The following is a 14,244-nucleotide window of genomic DNA, read 5'->3' as shown; positions in this document are numbered from 1 at the left end:
GCGGTTGCGATCACTTGCCGCGATTGAGTTGCCGCAGGTTGTCCACCACCGCTGCCAGCGCACGCTCGAACAGCGGGCCATCATCCAAGGCGTGCAGGACGCCCTGCTTGAACGCCAGCGCTAACTGGCCCGCGCTTTTCTCCAACACCTTGAGGCCGGCGCGGCTGACAAAAACATAGGTATCGGCGGGCGGCATGATGGCGGTCAATTTGCAGCGCAGGGTACCGGCTTCATTTTGCTGCAGCGCTACCCAGGTACCGGCTCGCAACTGCTTGGCTTTGAGCAGGTCGGGGTCATCATGGGGCAGTGGTTCGTCGGCACCCGGCGGGCCAGCCCCCAGGATAAAAGGCTCACGGGCTTCAACCAGCACCTCGCCGTCGAGCGGCTGAACATGCATGGCCTGCAACCGCAGGAAGAACTCGCGGGTACTGAAAGGATCGAAGGCCGCACCGGCCAACCCGTCACGCAAGGCCTTGAGCAGCCCGGGTAATTGCTCGAGCAAACGCCGGCCCGCTTCGGTGTCTTCACGCAGGCCGACGCTCCAGATCAATTCATCCACGGTGCGCAGTGCCGCCTGCCACTGCAGCGATTGTTCACCGTGCTTGAGAACGGCCACTAACAGCACCTGGCTCCAGGCCTGCTGCACAAATTGCAGCACCGATTGCGGCAAGGTTTTGCCCACGAGCCGCCGATTGAGCACGTGCGCCACACGCTGGCGCGCCACCTCGACCTGCAGGCGCTCTTGCTCGGCGTCACGGGTATGTCGCTCAAGTCGCTCGCTGCGCTTGCGCTCCTGGGCTATGAATGCGCTGAACGTGGTGAGCAACTGGGAGAAAATCGCCGGGTCTTCGACGAACTCATTCAGCACACGCTGTACGAGTTGCTCGATACACAGATAGAGATTGTCCCGTGGGTGGTCATAGGGCGGGCTCCAGCCGATGACGGCACTCGCGATGTCATTGAGCAAGCGCCGCGCCGGATGCTCTGCGCAACTGAACAGGCTCTTGTCCAGCACCGCCACTTTCAGCAGCGGGATCTGCAAGCGAGCGATCAGCGCCTTGAAAGCGTCCGGCACACCGCTGTCATCGAACATGAACTCAAACAGCATGGCGACCAGATTGGTCACATCTTCGTCTGCCTCTTCTAACACCCTCGACTTGCCGCTTTTGACGCTGCCCCGGGTCAGCAACTGTTCCAGCTGGTTGCGCAGGTCGAAATCGTCCTCGCCACCGGGCTCCGGGACATATTGCTGCAAATGCGACAACAGCCGTAGCAGATCGCGGGTGGCAATCGGCTGCGGCTCGGCACTGGCTTCAAGGGTCGGGGCCACGCTGCCACGCACGGCCACCAGTAACTTTTGCAAGGCACTGAACGCTTGCTGGCCGCTTTTATCCAGCGGCGGGTCGGCCACCACTTGGCTGGTGTAATGCTGGTGCTCCCGGGCCTCGCGCCCGCCAGCTCGACGGGACGGGACCGTCTTGAGTTGCGGCAATACGCCGGTGGCGATCAACAATTGGTTGGCCTCGCCATACAACAGGTCGGCATCACTGAGCACGTATTTCTCAAACAGCTTGAGCATGACCAGCTTGACGCGAATCTCCACCCCCAGGCTGCGCCCTGCTTGCAGGAAAAACTCACAAAGCCGCGCAGGGCCCAAGGGGTTTTCAGGGTCCTCCAGGCGCCTGCCGAGCAGTTCACTCAAGCGTGCGTCCAACTGCCCCAGGGCCAAGCCATCGCGATGCCGCACCCTACCAAGCATCGCCTCCAGAGCCACGGCTTTTTCCACATCATCCGCGCTGGTGCCGGGTGCCGCCTCATAAGACACCAGCGGCACCAGGTGTGCACCGCTGCACCGGGCCTGGCCCAGGTTGGCGAACGCCACAAACAGCTGCTCCATAAACACGCGCTCGAAGTTCTTGCGCTTGAGGCGCAGGTCGCGCATGGCCTCGAAAAAAATATGATGGTCGACGGTGCTACGGGCCTTTTCGGCCATTTCGAACAGGGTGTCGTCGGCGTTATCGAACAGTTCCTGCAAGCCTTGCTGCAGCTGTTGCGCAGCCTTGTCACGCACCTGCAGCAACACCACCGGCAGGCGCGCGAGCGGCGATGGCGTGGCCTGCGCCCTGTTGATAGGCACCACCTTCCCGTCATTGTGCATCCTGGCCTCCTGAAACGGCGGTTTTGAGCGGTGGAGAGACGGAGCGCAGGCCCGGCAGGCACTGCAAACACCCGATCACCACCAGGACGTCAAAGCTATGACGCCAATTGCAAGGCGCGAGATTATCTTGCAAACGAGGGCAGTTGCGCCAGCACACTCTGACTTTGTGCGGTAAATGAGTGGCGAGCCTGGGTTAGAACGCACGCTGGCCCTATAATCGAGGCACTTTGTTTGTGGAGCCTGTTATGCCGAACCTCCGTCTTGCCGACCTCACCGCCGAAATCGAAGCCAACGTGCGCCGCGCACTGCTGGAAGACATCGGCAGTGGCGACATCACCGCGCAGTTGATCCCGGCCGAACGACTGGCCAAGGCCACGATCATTACCCGTGAGGCGGCTGTTATCGCCGGCACGGCGTGGGTGGATGCGGTGTTTCGTCAACTGGACCCACGGGTCGCTGTGCACTGGCAGGTGGCTGATGGTGAACGAGTGAGCCCCAACCAGGCGTTGTTCCACCTTGAGGGCCCGGCCCGCTCGCTGCTCAGTGGTGAACGTAGCGCGTTGAATTTTCTGCAATTGCTGTCAGGGGTTGCCACCCGTGCGCAATTTTTGGCGGACTTTGTCGCCAGCACCCAGGTCAAGCTGCTGGACACCCGCAAGACATTGCCCGGCCTGCGTTTAGCGCAGAAATATGCGGTGACCTGCGGCGGTTGCCACAACCACCGTATCGGGCTGTATGACGCGTTCCTGATCAAGGAAAACCACATCGCCGCCTGCGGTGGTATTGCCCAAGCGATCACCGCCGCCCACAAGATTGCCCCGGGCAAGCCGGTGGAAATCGAAGTGGAAAGCCTGGAGGAATTACGCGAGGCCCTGGCGGCGGGTGCCGACATCATCATGCTGGATGAACTGAGCCTGGAAGACATGCGCGAAGCCGTGCGCCTGAACGCAGGCAAGGCCAAGCTGGAAGCCAGCGGCGGGATCAATGAAACCACCTTGCTGCCTATCGCTGAAACCGGCGTGGACTACATCTCCATCGGCGCGATGACCAAGGATGTGAAGGCGGTGGATCTGTCGATGCGCCTGAGCATCTGAGAAACCATGCAGGGCCGGGCGATTGTGGCGAGGGAGCTTGCTCCCGCTGGAGTGCGCAGCGCTCCCAAACCGTTCATCGACGTACACCTGATGTATTTCGATTATCCAATTTGGGGCTGCTTCGCAGCCCAGCGGGAGCAAGCTCCCTCGCCACAACAAGCCCGCCGTGCCTAGACCACCAGATTATTCATCTCGCAGTACTCGTCCCAATCGACACCCAGCACCTCGGCCGCCTCTTTGTGCAAGGCCAACCGCGCGGCTTCGAACTCTTCCGGCGTCGAGGTGTACTTGAGGGTCAACTCCCAAGGCTGGTAGCCCTGACTCTCGGCCTCATCTTCGAATGCCCACTGAATCTGGTCGCGCTGATCGTCGGCACTCAGGTCCTTGATCTCTTCTTTAAGCTGCGGCGTCGCTTCAAGGTAATGCTTGAGCGCTTGTTCGTGCCGTGCTTCCTGGGTCATCTCAGTCGTGGTCATGTCGTTCTCTTAGATCGAGGAATGGGAATGCATCTGGGTCTTCAAGGTTGCGCAGATACAAAAGAGCGGGGGCAAATGCCCGGCTCACCTGGCCTTCAGAACCATTCTGGGATCATCTGAAAACATTGCCGTTGAAACAGTGGTGCCTGTGGTGCCCGAGACAGGAATCGAACCTGCGACCTTCGCGTTACGAGTGCGCTGCTCTACCGGCTGAGCTACACGGGCGGTGGGCTAAAGCTAGCACTGCATTGGGCATGCAGCAACCAACTCGCTCACCGCCCGGCGACTGTCACGCGCCGTTGGCGCCGCAGCCCTTGGCAGCGTACTGCGGCTCTACCGTGGTGGCACAGCTCCAGCCGGTGGTGGCGCTGCGGGTCAAGGTGATGGTCTTGCCGAGCACGGGCGCGGGCGCGTCCAAGATTTCACAACGGATGGAGCCTGCGCCCGAGGCCACATCGCCTGTCGCTTCGATCACGCAGTTGGCGGTAGGGCTGGCGCCACCGATGAGGGCCAGGGTTGGCAAGGTGCCCTGGTTGATGGCGTCCTCATAGCCGGCCTTTAGCGCGCTGATTTCAGCCAACCCCGCCGTGAACTTGGCCTTGGCCTGGTGCTTGGTGTACATGGGCAGACCGATGGTGGCCAAAATGCCGATGATTGCCACGACGATCAATAATTCGATCAAGGTAAAACCTTTTTGACGCATCTCTTTCACTCTCCAGAATAGAACCATGACAAGGCGCATCCTGCGCCCCGTAGTGTGCAACGGCGCCAGTGTACTCATCCCCACGCAGCCGTTCGCCTGCAAGACGCACAATCTGACATTTTATCGCCCAGCGCCAGCCTGCCCGAATTCGCCACCTGACTAAGCTATAAAATCTTCACGACCTGGGTGCGCCAACCTCACATGAACGACACGTCGACAATCTATGCCTGGGAAGGCATCAACCGCAAAGGCCGCCGGGTTTCCGGGCAAATCGCCGGGCATAACCTTGCGCTGATCAAGGTACAACTGCGCCAGCAAGGGATCTGCCCTGAGCGTGTGCGCAAGAAATCTTACGGTTTACACATCTTCAAGACGCGAATAACGCCCGCAGATATTGCCCTGTTCACTCGCCAGTTAGCCACCTTGCTCAAAGCCGGCATCCCGCTGCTGCAAGCCTTCGACATCATCAGCGAAGGCGTCGAAAACCTACAGCTGCGCGAACTGGTGAAGGCGTTGAAACAGCACATTGCCAGCGGCCACCCCTTGGCCGCTGCCCTGCGTCAATATCCCCGCTACTTCGATGAGTTGTATTGCAATCTGGTAGCAGCTGGCGAAATAGCCGGCGCCCTGGAAACCTTGCTCGAGCGCGTGGCGATTCATCTGGAAAAAAGCCAACGGCTCAAAACCAGGATCAAGAAAGCCATGACCTACCCTGTCGCGGTACTGGTAATTGCCACAGGGGTGAGCACAGTCCTGTTGATTCACGTTGTGCCGCAGTTCCAGAACTTGTTCGCCGGGGTCAACGGCCAATTGCCCGGGTTTACCCTGGCGGTCATTGCACTGTCGGAGCTGTTGCAACACGCGTGGTGGATGCTGGCGCTGGCCGTGGGCGCCATAATGGTCGCTGGGCATCACGCTTATCGAACTTACTCGGGCTTTCGCCATTGGTTGGCGGCAGGTTTGTTGAAAGTACCCGTGGCAGGCAAACTGCTGCACAAATCTGCGGTTGCTCGCTACGCTCGCACACTTTCCACCACCTTTGCGGCGGGCGTCCCTCTGGTACAGGCATTGGGTTCGGTGGCCGGCGCCGTCGGCAATGGCCCCTTCAAACAGGCAATCGAACGTATGCGCCACGATGTATCCACAGGCATGCAGTTGAATCAATCGATGCATAACAGCGGCCTGTTCCCAGGCATGGCGATCCAGATGACCGCAATCGGGGAGGAGTCCGGCACCCTGGACCGCATGCTGGAAAAAGTCGCGAACCACTACGAGTCAGACGTGGATACCTTGGTCGACAACCTCACTAGCCTGATGGAGCCGCTGATCATGGTCGTATTGGGAGGGGTTGTCGGCGCGCTGGTAGTCGCCATGTACCTGCCGGTGTTTCAATTGGGGACGGCGTTTTGAGCCTGCTGCTGAGCGAACATCCCTGGGCGTTTGTTGGCCTGGCGCTGGTGTTGGGCATGATCGTCGGCAGCTTCCTCAATGTGCTGGCGTGGCGCCTGCCCAAAATGCTCGAGCGGGAATGGCGTGCCCAGGCCCATGAGATTCTCGACTTGCCAGCCGAGCCCGGTGGGCCGGCCTATAACCTGATGCACCCGAACTCCTGCTGCCCGCACTGCAATCAACCGATTCGGCCTTGGGAAAATATCCCGGTGCTCAGCTACCTGCTGCTCCGGGGGCGTTGTGCCCACTGCCGCGAGCCCATCGGCCTGCGTTACCCCCTCACCGAACTCGCGTGCGCGCTGATCTCAACCGCTGTCGCCTGGCACTTCGGCTTCGGCTGGCAAGCCGGCGCGGTGATGCTGTTGAGTTGGGGCTTGCTGGGCATGAGCCTGATTGATCTGGATCACCAACTGCTGCCGGATGTGCTGGTGCTGCCGCTGCTATGGCTGGGGCTGATCCTCAACAGTGCTGACCTGCTGACGCCACTGCCCGATGCACTGTGGGGCGCGGTCATCGGCTACATGAGCTTGTGGTGCCTGTTCTGGCTGTTCAAGCTGGCCACCGGCAAAGACGGCATGGGCCATGGCGACTTCAAGTTATTGGCCTTGCTGGGAGCCTGGGGCGGCTGGCAGATTCTGCCGATGACCCTGCTGATGGCCTCGCTGCTGGGCGTATTTGCCGGGCTGATCCTGCTGCATTTGCGTAAGGCCCAGGTGTCAGCGCCAATGCCGTTTGGCCCCTGCCTGGCAATTGCCGGCTGGATTGCATTGCTCTGGGGTGGTCAAATAACCGACTTCTATTTGCAGTCTGTCGGTTTCAGATGACCACTTCTGTTGCAACACCCTGGATTCTTGGGCTCACGGGCGGCATTGGCAGCGGCAAAAGCGCTGCGGCCGAGCACTTTATCAAGCTGGGCATCGACCTGGTGGATGCCGATCATGCCGCGCGCTGGGTGGTCGAGCCTGGCCGCCCTGCCCTGGCACGCATCGCCGAACATTTCGGCGCCAGCGTGCTGCAACCCGACGGCCAGCTGGACCGTGCCGCGCTGCGCAAACTGATCTTTGAGATCCCACAAGAGCGCCTGTGGCTGGAAGCCTTGCTGCACCCGCTGATCGCCGAGGAAATTCGCAGCCACCTGGCACGCGCCCAATCGCCCTACGCGATCCTGGTGTCGCCGCTGCTGATCGAGTCCGGACAGTACAGCATGACCCAGCGCATCCTGGTGATCGACGTGCCGCAATCGCTGCAGATTCAGCGTACCCTGCAGCGCGACGGCATCAGCGAACAACAGGTGCAGGCGATTCTCAAGGCCCAGTCCAGCCGCGAAGACCGCCTGAACCATGCCGATGACGTGCTGGTCAACGATAAGGACCTCGCCTGGCTGCACGGCGAGGTCGAGCGACTGCACCACTTTTACCTTACTTTGCGTGGAGGCCGATCATGAGCCAACCCTTGACCGTCGACTGCCCAACCTGCGGTGCACCCGTGGAATGGAAAGCGACCAACCTCAACCGACCGTTCTGCTCGGACCGTTGCAAGCTTATCGACCTGGGCGCCTGGGCCGCTGAAGAACACAAGATTCCCGTGGCCCCTGACGCCGAAGATGAACTGTTTTCCGAAGACCTGCCGCCGCGCCACTAAGGCCGCATAAAGGCATAATCCTGCTGGTCGTCGAGGTTTTCTGCAAGGTATTGCAACTCGTCGGCCAGGTCTTCAAAACTGCGTACCCCCTTGCTTTGCTGCACCACCGCACTGAGCATGGCGCGCAAGGTCAACCCGGGGTCAAAACCGATTTCCTGCGCTGCATCCTGGCTTCTGCGCAACTCCTGCCGTGCCCACTCGTACACACTCATGATCCGTGCTCCTGAAAATTTTGCAGAGCATGGACCCGCGCCGCTGCCTGGCATTTGACCTGGATCAACGCCGCGAATCGTCGTCCTTCCACGGCGCCGAGAGGTAGCGGGTACGGTTGAACGTCTCCAGCCATTCCGGGCAAAACACCACCAGCGCGCTGATGACCATGCCGTTGATGAAAGCTTCGGGAAAGATGATCAGCCATAGGTAACCGACAAAATCTTCCAACCACTCAGGCATCGCAAAAAGACCGTCTAACCACAACAGGCCCAGGCCGGCCAACAGGCACAGCAATGCCGACAGTGCGGCAGCAAAAAAGCCCGAACAGAAGATATACACAAAGGGGTTTCTCGGCTGCGCCCGCTCTACCAGCAGCGCGCACCCTTCGGTGACCAGCACTGGCAGCACGATCAGCAGCAGGCCATTGATGCCAAGCGCGGCCAGGTCCTGGCGCCCCAGCAACATCAAGCCAAGCTGGGCGGCAAAGCCTCCGACGATTGCCAGCGGCCAATCCAGCAGCAAGGTCACGGCGGTCATGCCGATAAAGTGGTAGGACACGCCGGTATCGAAATCCCGTCGCACCAGCCACAGCATGAACAGCGCAAACACCGTACCGAACAGCAAATGCTGGCGCCGACGGTCGGCAAACAACTCCACCCATGGCGAGCGCAGGATCGCCCACATCATCACGGGCGCATATACCAGCCAGCCGAAGCCGAGAGTCTGGGGTGCCAGAACCGCTGCACTGATCACGGATGCTCTGCCTTCACCAAAAACCTCATCACACACCTCGTCCCTGGGCCTGTTTCACGCAAGCATTCTACACCCGGGTTTTAAGGCAAGACTTCCTGTGGTCATCATTTGAACGCTAAGCTGCGACTATGGATGACTCAGATTTTTTGCGCCTGCTCACCGTAGCAGCCGAACAAGCCAATGCGTTTCTGTCCAATGCCCGCAAGTGGGAGCGTGAGCGTTGGGTCTGCCAGCGCCTGTTGCAAGGCTTGAATGTGCCCTACCGTGTCGAAGAATTCCACGCAGCGGGCCAGGAGCCGCCCGACGTGTTGTTTCGCGACGCCAGCTTCGAGGTCTTTTTTGTGTTGGATGAGGGCCGCCGCCTGAACGACGAGTGGCGCGATGAGTTGCTGCGCAGGCGCAGTGCTTTCTCCTTGAGCCAACTGGTACGGCGCGAAGCCAAGCCACGGCGAATCCCCGCCCATGAATTCCTCCTGCGCCTGGCCCCCACACTGCGTAAAAAAGCCCACAACTATAAAGAGCGCGGGATGGACTTGGGGGAGCTGGACCTTATTGCGTTTACCAGCCTCAAGCGCGAAGTACTGGACCTCAACAGCCATTTTCCGCCGCCGACCGAATACCTGCGCCAGGGCTGGCGCTCGCTGTCACTGGTGGGTCCAACCTTCGCCCGGGTGTTGTTCGCGCACCCGGACGCGCCGGATTTCTTGCGCAACAACCTTGGCCGCAGCATAGTGTTTGATGTCGGCATCAGCCTTTGATGCCCCTGGCTGTAACGTGGCGCCCCTTTGCAACGTCTACCTGACGAGGCCTTTATGACCAGCCGCCTGAAACCCGATGACCAAGAGCGTGTCGAAGAGTACCTGCGACTTTCCCAGCACAGAGTCGAGCGCAAGCCTTTCCGGCCGTGGCTGCTCCTCTGCGTGGTGCTGGTCGTGGTGATCGGGCTCGGTGCGCTGAGCCGCCTATTGAGTTACCTGACGCTATGAGCCGCATGGCGCTCGCGAGGGTAACTGCTCCGATTTCTTTTAGCCTTGCGAGATATCCCCATGACCCATCGTATTATTATCGTCGGCGGCGGTGCCGGCGGCCTGGAGTTGGCTACCCGCCTGGGTAAGACTCTGGGCAAGCGTGGCAAGGCCAGCATCACGCTGGTCGACACCAACCTGACCCACATCTGGAAGCCGTTACTGCACGAAGTCGCGGCCGGCTCACTGAACTCATCTGAAGACGAACTCAACTATGTTGCCCAGGCGAAATGGAACCACTTCGAGTTCCAGCTAGGGCGCATGAGCGGGCTTGACCGTGAGCAGAAGAAAATCCAGCTGGCCGCCACCCTCGACGAAGAAGGCCGCGAACTGGTGCCTGCCCGCGTGCTGGGCTATGACAGCCTGGTGATTGCGGTAGGCAGCACTACCAACGACTTCGGCACTGAGGGCGCAGCGCAACATTGCCTGTTCCTCGATACCCGCAAGCAGGCCGAGCGCTTCCATCAGCAACTGCTCAACCACTACCTGCGCGCCCATGCCGGGCAGACCGACGCCGTTGAACAGATTAGCGTCGCCATCGTGGGTGCCGGTGCCACCGGGGTCGAGCTGGCCGCCGAGCTGCATAACGCCGCCCATGAACTGGCCGCCTATGGCCTGGATCGTATCAAGCCGGAAAACATGCACATCACCCTGATCGAAGCCGGCCCGCGGGTATTGCCTGCACTGCCGGAGCGGATCGGTGGGCCAGTGCACAAGACCCTGGAAAAACTAGGGGTGACGGTACTGACCAACTCGGCGGTCAGTGAAGTAACTGCCGATGCCTTGATCACCAGCAGCGGCCAGGTGATTCCGGCCAGCCTCAAGGTCTGGGCGGCCGGTATCCGCGCACCCGGTTTCCTCAAGGACATCGACGGTCTGGAAACCAACCGCATCAACCAACTGCAAGTCCTGCAAACTCTGCAAACCACCCGCGACGAAAATATCTTCGCCTTTGGTGATTGCGCCGCGTGCCCGCAACCGGGCACCGACCGCAATGTGCCGCCACGTGCCCAAGCGGCTCATCAACAGGCCTCATTGCTCGCCAAGTCGCTGAAGCTACGAATCGAAGGCAAGGAGCTGCCGACCTACACGTACACCGACTACGGCTCGCTGATCTCGCTGTCGCGCTTTTCCGCGGTGGGTAACCTGATGGGCAATTTGACGGGCAGTGTGATGCTGGAAGGCTGGCTGGCGCGGATGTTCTACGTGTCGCTGTACCGCATGCACCAGATGGCGCTGTATGGGTTCTTCCGCACGGCGATGCTGATGCTGGGCAGCAAGATCGGCCGCGGCACCGAGCCACGCCTTAAATTGCACTAACAACCTGGTCTCGAAGGAGGCCTGGCAAATGTGGGAGCGGGCTTGCTCCCACATTTGTTTTGCGGAGAATTCAGGATTCGCGAGCACAAAAAAAATCCCCGTATCTTTCGATACGAGGATTTTTAATATGGTCGGGGTAGGGGGATTCGAACTCCCGACATCCTGCTCCCAAAGCAGGCGCGCTACCGGACTGCGCTATACCCCGGTAATAAAAAGGCGACCTTTCAGTCGCCTTCTTCGATCAGCGCTTTTGGCCTCTGATCTTAAGATTCGATTCCAGCGTTAACTGGTCTCAAAAATGGTGGGTCGTGTGGGATTCGAACCTACGACCAATTGGTTAAAAGCCAACTGCTCTACCAACTGAGCTAACGACCCAAATATGGTCGGGGTAGGGGGATTCGAACTCCCGACATCCTGCTCCCAAAGCAGGCGCGCTACCGGACTGCGCTATACCCCGGTTTGAAATTGGCTCCGTGACCAGGACTCGAACCTGGGACCCAATGATTAACAGTCATTTGCTCTACCGACTGAGCTATCACGGAACTACATATTTCAAAGTTACTGCTGTGTTGCTTCCTCTTCGACCCTGTCCGTATCGCTACGTTAGCGTCTCTGAGGCGCGCTATTCTACAATCTTAAAAACCCCTGTCAACCCTTTAAATTGCTTTTAAGACAATGATTTGCGCTTCTTTCTGATTTCTTCTTGGGGAGAAGAAACCCGTGGGCTGACGTTGCTGCGGGGCGCACTTTACAAGCCTTTGCCTTACAGTTCAACGCCCTATCGAAAAAAAAGGCCCCGCAATGCGGGGCCTTCTATGGTTGCGCCAAGCGCAGGGCTTAATGGAAGACGATTTCGTCGTCTTTCACCGTCGCCGTGACGCGGGTGCCAGGCATAAAGCTGCCCGACAGAATCAGCTGCGCCAGTGGGTTCTCGATCCAGCGCTGGATCGCACGTTTGAGTGGCCGTGCGCCATACACCGGGTCGTAACCGACCGCGATCAGCTTGTCCAACGCTTCGCCGCTCAGCTCAAGGTCCAGTTCGCGCTCAGCCAGACGGCTACGCAGGCGGCCCAACTGGATCTCGGTGATGCCCGCGATCTGATCCCGCGCCAGAGGCTCGAAGATCACCACTTCATCGACCCGGTTGATGAATTCCGGACGGAAGTGCGTGGTCAACGCGTCCATCACCGCCGCACGCTGAGCTTCACGATCACCCACCAATTCCTGGATCTGTGCCGACCCCAGGTTGGAAGTCATCACGATCACCGTATTGCGGAAGTCCACCGTACGCCCGTGGCTGTCCGTCAAGCGACCATCCTCCAGCACCTGCAGCAAGATGTTGAACACATCCGGGTGCGCCTTCTCGACCTCATCCAGCAGGATCACCGAGTAAGGCTTGCGCCGCACGGCTTCGGTCAGATAACCGCCCTCTTCATAGCCTACATAGCCTGGCGGTGCGCCGATAAGGCGAGCCACCGAGTGTTTCTCCATGAATTCGGACATATCGATCCGCACCATGGCCTCTTCAGTATCAAAGAGGAACTCGGCCAGGGCCTTGCACAACTCGGTCTTACCCACACCGGTCGGGCCGAGGAACATGAACGAGCCGCTTGGACGGTTCGGGTCGGACAAACCTGCCCGGGAACGCCGTACCGCGTTGGACACCGCCACCACGGCCTCTTCCTGGCCGATGACGCGCTGATGCAACAGGCTTTCCATCTTCAGCAACTTGTCGCGCTCGCCTTCGAGCATCTTAGACACAGGAATACCGGTCCACTTGGAGACTACTTCGGCAATTTCTTCCTCCGTCACCTTGCTGCGCAGCAACTGGTTTTCAGGCTTGCCGTGCTGGTCGACCATCTGCAGGCTGCGTTCCAGGTCCGGGATCACCCCATACTGCAACTCGGCCATGCGGTTCAGGTCGCCTTTGCGGCGCGCCGCTTCAAGTTCCTGGCGAGACTGCTCGATCTTTTGCTGGATCTGCGCCGAACCCTGTACTTCGGCTTTTTCCGAGGTCCAGATTTCTTCGAGGTCCGAATACTCACGTTCCAGGCGGACAATTTCTTCCTGGAGTTTTTCCAGGCGCTTCTTGGCCGCTTCGTCTTCTTCTTTCTTCAACGCCTGGGATTCGACTTTCAGTTGAATCAGGCGCCGATCCAGGCGATCCAGCACTTCCGGCTTGGAATCGATCTCCATACGGATGCGGCTGGCCGCTTCGTCGATCAGGTCGATAGCCTTGTCCGGCAACTGGCGATCGGTGATATAGCGATGGCTCAATTTGGCCGCCGCAATGATCGCACCGTCGGTGATCGCCACCTTATGGTGGACCTCATAGCGCTCTTTCAGGCCACGCAGGATCGCGATGGTGTCTTCTTCGCTCGGTTCTTCCACCAGCACTTTCTGGAAGCGACGCTCAAGGGCTGCGTCCTTTTCGATGTACTGACGGTATTCGTTGAGCGTAGTAGCGCCGACGCAGTGCAACTCACCCCGCGCCAAGGCGGGCTTGAGCATGTTGCCGGCGTCCATGGAGCCTTCGCCCTTACCGGCGCCGACCATGGTGTGCAATTCGTCGATAAACAGAATGATCTGCCCTTCCTGCTTCGACAATTCGTTAAGCAAGGATTTGAGGCGCTCTTCGAACTCACCCCGGAACTTGGCACCGGCAATCAGCGAGCCCATATCCAGAGACAGCAGGCGCTTGCCTTTGAGGCCGTCTGGCACTTCACCATTAATGATGCGCTGGGCCAAGCCCTCGGCAATCGCGGTTTTACCCACGCCAGGTTCACCGATCAACACCGGGTTGTTCTTGGTGCGACGTTGCAACACCTGGATGGTGCGACGAATCTCGTCGTCACGGCCGATCACCGGGTCCAGCTTGCCTTCTTCGGCACGCTTGGTCAGGTCTACGGTGTATTTGTCCAAGGCCTGGCGCGACTCCTCATGGTTAGGGTCGTTCACCGCCTCGCCGCCACGCAGGTTGTTGATGGCGTTTTCCAGGGCTTTCTTGCTCACGCCCTGGCCCAGCAACAATTTGCCGAGCTTGCTGTTGTCGTCCATGGCGGCGAGCAGCACCAGTTCGCTGGAGATGAACTGGTCACCTTTCTGCTGGGCCAGGCGGTCGGCCTGGTTGAGCAGGCGCGCCAGATCCTGGGACATATTCACGTCACCGGTGGGATTCTGGATTTTCGGCAGTTGGTCGAGCTCTTTGCTCAACTCCTTGCGCAGGCTGTTAACGTCAAAGCCCACCTGCATCAGCAAGGGTTTGATAGAACCACCTTGCTGTTCCAGGAGTGCCTGCATCAAGTGCGCAGGTTCAATGGCCGGGTGGTCGAGGCCCACCGCCAAGGATTGAGAGTCGGACAAGGCCAACTGTAATTTGCTGGTTAAACGATCAATACGCATTAGTCACCTT

Annotated in this window: 14 protein-coding genes and 5 tRNA genes; 8 read left to right on the top strand and 11 right to left on the bottom strand. The window is 59.5% G+C overall.

Features of this window, described 5'->3' with window-relative positions; genetic code table 11:
* Positions 1 to 10: 10 nt before the first annotated feature.
* A complete protein-coding gene (locus ACP7CZ_RS18215; protein ID WP_294160755.1) occupies positions 11 to 2,158 on the bottom strand; it encodes a DUF1631 domain-containing protein in 2,148 nt (715 codons plus the stop codon).
* A gap of 245 nt (positions 2,159 to 2,403) precedes the next feature.
* Between ACP7CZ_RS18215 and nadC the strand changes: the two genes are divergently transcribed.
* Entirely contained in the window at positions 2,404 to 3,252 is an 849-nt protein-coding gene (gene nadC / locus ACP7CZ_RS18210) for a carboxylating nicotinate-nucleotide diphosphorylase (protein WP_034126256.1), read from the top strand.
* Positions 3,253 to 3,422: 170 nt separating this feature from the next.
* Here nadC and ACP7CZ_RS18205 read toward each other — a convergent pair whose 3' ends face one another.
* The 3 genes from ACP7CZ_RS18205 to ACP7CZ_RS18195 form a co-directional block, all read right to left on the bottom strand.
* A complete protein-coding gene (locus ACP7CZ_RS18205; protein WP_034126255.1) occupies positions 3,423 to 3,728 on the bottom strand; it encodes a DUF6388 family protein in 306 nt (101 codons plus the stop codon).
* Positions 3,729 to 3,877: 149 nt separating this feature from the next.
* Positions 3,878 to 3,953 (bottom strand) — tRNA-Thr (locus tag ACP7CZ_RS18200).
* A 64-nt stretch (positions 3,954 to 4,017) separates the two neighbouring features.
* Positions 4,018 to 4,431: a pilin gene (locus tag ACP7CZ_RS18195; RefSeq protein WP_294160752.1), complete on the bottom strand. Its 414-nt coding sequence runs from the start codon at positions 4,429 to 4,431 to the stop codon at positions 4,018 to 4,020.
* Between the two features lie 201 nt (positions 4,432 to 4,632).
* On the opposite strand from ACP7CZ_RS18195, the gene ACP7CZ_RS18190 reads away from it, so the two are divergent.
* The 4 genes from ACP7CZ_RS18190 to yacG are packed head-to-tail and all read left to right on the top strand — an operon-like array spanning position 4,633 to position 7,521.
* On the top strand, positions 4,633 to 5,841 hold the full coding sequence (locus ACP7CZ_RS18190) for a type II secretion system F family protein (RefSeq protein ID WP_181123710.1): 1,209 nt from the start codon (positions 4,633 to 4,635) through the stop codon (positions 5,839 to 5,841).
* The gene (locus ACP7CZ_RS18185; protein ID WP_198791017.1) at positions 5,838 to 6,704 is read left to right on the top strand and encodes a prepilin peptidase; all 867 of its coding nucleotides are present in this window, start codon (positions 5,838 to 5,840) and stop codon (positions 6,702 to 6,704) included. The genes ACP7CZ_RS18190 and ACP7CZ_RS18185 overlap by 4 nt, the downstream gene beginning before the upstream one ends.
* A complete protein-coding gene (gene coaE, locus ACP7CZ_RS18180; RefSeq protein WP_057976744.1) occupies positions 6,701 to 7,324 on the top strand; it encodes a dephospho-CoA kinase in 624 nt (207 codons plus the stop codon). The genes ACP7CZ_RS18185 and coaE overlap by 4 nt, the downstream gene beginning before the upstream one ends.
* A complete protein-coding gene (gene yacG / locus ACP7CZ_RS18175; protein ID WP_003188437.1) occupies positions 7,321 to 7,521 on the top strand; it encodes a DNA gyrase inhibitor YacG in 201 nt (66 codons plus the stop codon). Before coaE ends, yacG begins: the two co-directional genes overlap by 4 nt.
* Here yacG and ACP7CZ_RS18170 read toward each other — a convergent pair.
* On the bottom strand, positions 7,518 to 7,733 hold the full coding sequence (locus ACP7CZ_RS18170; RefSeq protein ID WP_034126250.1) for a hypothetical protein: 216 nt from the start codon (positions 7,731 to 7,733) through the stop codon (positions 7,518 to 7,520). The two genes, yacG and ACP7CZ_RS18170, sit on opposite strands and share 4 nt — an antisense overlap.
* Positions 7,734 to 7,797: 64 nt before the next feature.
* Positions 7,798 to 8,487, bottom strand: a complete 690-nt coding sequence (locus ACP7CZ_RS18165) for an energy-coupling factor ABC transporter permease (RefSeq protein WP_105225693.1) — start codon at positions 8,485 to 8,487, stop codon at positions 7,798 to 7,800.
* Between the two features lie 128 nt (positions 8,488 to 8,615).
* Between ACP7CZ_RS18165 and ACP7CZ_RS18160 the strand changes: the two genes are divergently transcribed.
* Genes ACP7CZ_RS18160 through ACP7CZ_RS18150 form a run of 3 tightly spaced genes read left to right on the top strand, consistent with a single transcriptional unit; the run spans position 8,616 to position 10,832 of the window.
* Positions 8,616 to 9,245: a DUF1780 domain-containing protein gene (locus ACP7CZ_RS18160; protein WP_294160684.1), complete on the top strand. Its 630-nt coding sequence runs from the start codon at positions 8,616 to 8,618 to the stop codon at positions 9,243 to 9,245.
* Between the two features lie 54 nt (positions 9,246 to 9,299).
* The gene (locus tag ACP7CZ_RS18155; RefSeq protein ID WP_034126248.1) at positions 9,300 to 9,473 is read left to right on the top strand and encodes a DUF3094 family protein; all 174 of its coding nucleotides are present in this window, start codon (positions 9,300 to 9,302) and stop codon (positions 9,471 to 9,473) included.
* Positions 9,474 to 9,533: 60 nt separating this feature from the next.
* The gene (locus tag ACP7CZ_RS18150; RefSeq protein ID WP_032903990.1) at positions 9,534 to 10,832 is read left to right on the top strand and encodes an NAD(P)/FAD-dependent oxidoreductase; all 1,299 of its coding nucleotides are present in this window, start codon (positions 9,534 to 9,536) and stop codon (positions 10,830 to 10,832) included.
* A 128-nt stretch (positions 10,833 to 10,960) separates the two neighbouring features.
* Here ACP7CZ_RS18150 and ACP7CZ_RS18145 read toward each other — a convergent pair.
* The 5 genes from ACP7CZ_RS18145 to clpB all read right to left on the bottom strand — a co-directional run bounded on the left by ACP7CZ_RS18145 (position 10,961) and on the right by clpB (position 14,234).
* Positions 10,961 to 11,037 (bottom strand) — tRNA-Pro (locus ACP7CZ_RS18145).
* 94 nt (positions 11,038 to 11,131) lie between these two features.
* Positions 11,132 to 11,207: transfer RNA gene (locus ACP7CZ_RS18140), tRNA-Lys, on the bottom strand.
* 5 nt (positions 11,208 to 11,212) lie between these two features.
* A tRNA-Pro gene (locus tag ACP7CZ_RS18135) sits at positions 11,213 to 11,289 on the bottom strand.
* Between the two features lie 9 nt (positions 11,290 to 11,298).
* Positions 11,299 to 11,374, bottom strand: a tRNA-Asn gene (locus tag ACP7CZ_RS18130).
* A 295-nt stretch (positions 11,375 to 11,669) separates the two neighbouring features.
* Positions 11,670 to 14,234 carry an ATP-dependent chaperone ClpB gene (gene clpB, locus ACP7CZ_RS18125; protein WP_003188426.1) on the bottom strand — a complete coding sequence of 855 codons (2,565 nt, stop codon included), beginning with the start codon at positions 14,232 to 14,234 and terminating at the stop codon, positions 11,670 to 11,672.
* Between the last annotated feature and the right edge of the window lie 10 nt (positions 14,235 to 14,244).

The organism is Pseudomonas sp. DWP2-2 (assembly GCF_049897065.1).
In the GTDB taxonomy this organism is placed as follows: domain Bacteria; phylum Pseudomonadota; class Gammaproteobacteria; order Pseudomonadales; family Pseudomonadaceae; genus Aquipseudomonas; species Aquipseudomonas paracarnis.
This window is presented reverse-complemented; position numbering and strand designations above follow the sequence as displayed.

Excerpts from the sequence above, each read along its gene's own strand:
- ACP7CZ_RS18170 (WP_034126250.1), bottom strand. The coding sequence starts at position 7,733 with ATGAGTGTGTACGAGTGGGCACGGCAGGAGTTGCGCAGAAGCCAGGAT.
- ACP7CZ_RS18150 (WP_032903990.1), top strand. The coding sequence starts at position 9,534 with ATGACCCATCGTATTATTATCGTCGGCGGCGGTGCCGGCGGCCTGGAG.
- nadC (WP_034126256.1), top strand. The coding sequence starts at position 2,404 with ATGCCGAACCTCCGTCTTGCCGACCTCACCGCCGAAATCGAAGCCAAC.
- ACP7CZ_RS18155 (WP_034126248.1), top strand. The coding sequence starts at position 9,300 with ATGACCAGCCGCCTGAAACCCGATGACCAAGAGCGTGTCGAAGAGTAC.
- yacG (WP_003188437.1), top strand. The coding sequence starts at position 7,321 with ATGAGCCAACCCTTGACCGTCGACTGCCCAACCTGCGGTGCACCCGTG.
- ACP7CZ_RS18205 (WP_034126255.1), bottom strand. The coding sequence starts at position 3,728 with ATGACCACGACTGAGATGACCCAGGAAGCACGGCACGAACAAGCGCTC.
- coaE (WP_057976744.1), top strand. The coding sequence starts at position 6,701 with ATGACCACTTCTGTTGCAACACCCTGGATTCTTGGGCTCACGGGCGGC.
- clpB (WP_003188426.1), bottom strand. The coding sequence starts at position 14,234 with ATGCGTATTGATCGTTTAACCAGCAAATTACAGTTGGCCTTGTCCGAC.
- ACP7CZ_RS18160 (WP_294160684.1), top strand. The coding sequence starts at position 8,616 with ATGGATGACTCAGATTTTTTGCGCCTGCTCACCGTAGCAGCCGAACAA.
- ACP7CZ_RS18195 (WP_294160752.1), bottom strand. The coding sequence starts at position 4,431 with ATGCGTCAAAAAGGTTTTACCTTGATCGAATTATTGATCGTCGTGGCA.
- ACP7CZ_RS18215 (WP_294160755.1), bottom strand. The coding sequence starts at position 2,158 with ATGCACAATGACGGGAAGGTGGTGCCTATCAACAGGGCGCAGGCCACG.
- ACP7CZ_RS18190 (WP_181123710.1), top strand. The coding sequence starts at position 4,633 with ATGAACGACACGTCGACAATCTATGCCTGGGAAGGCATCAACCGCAAA.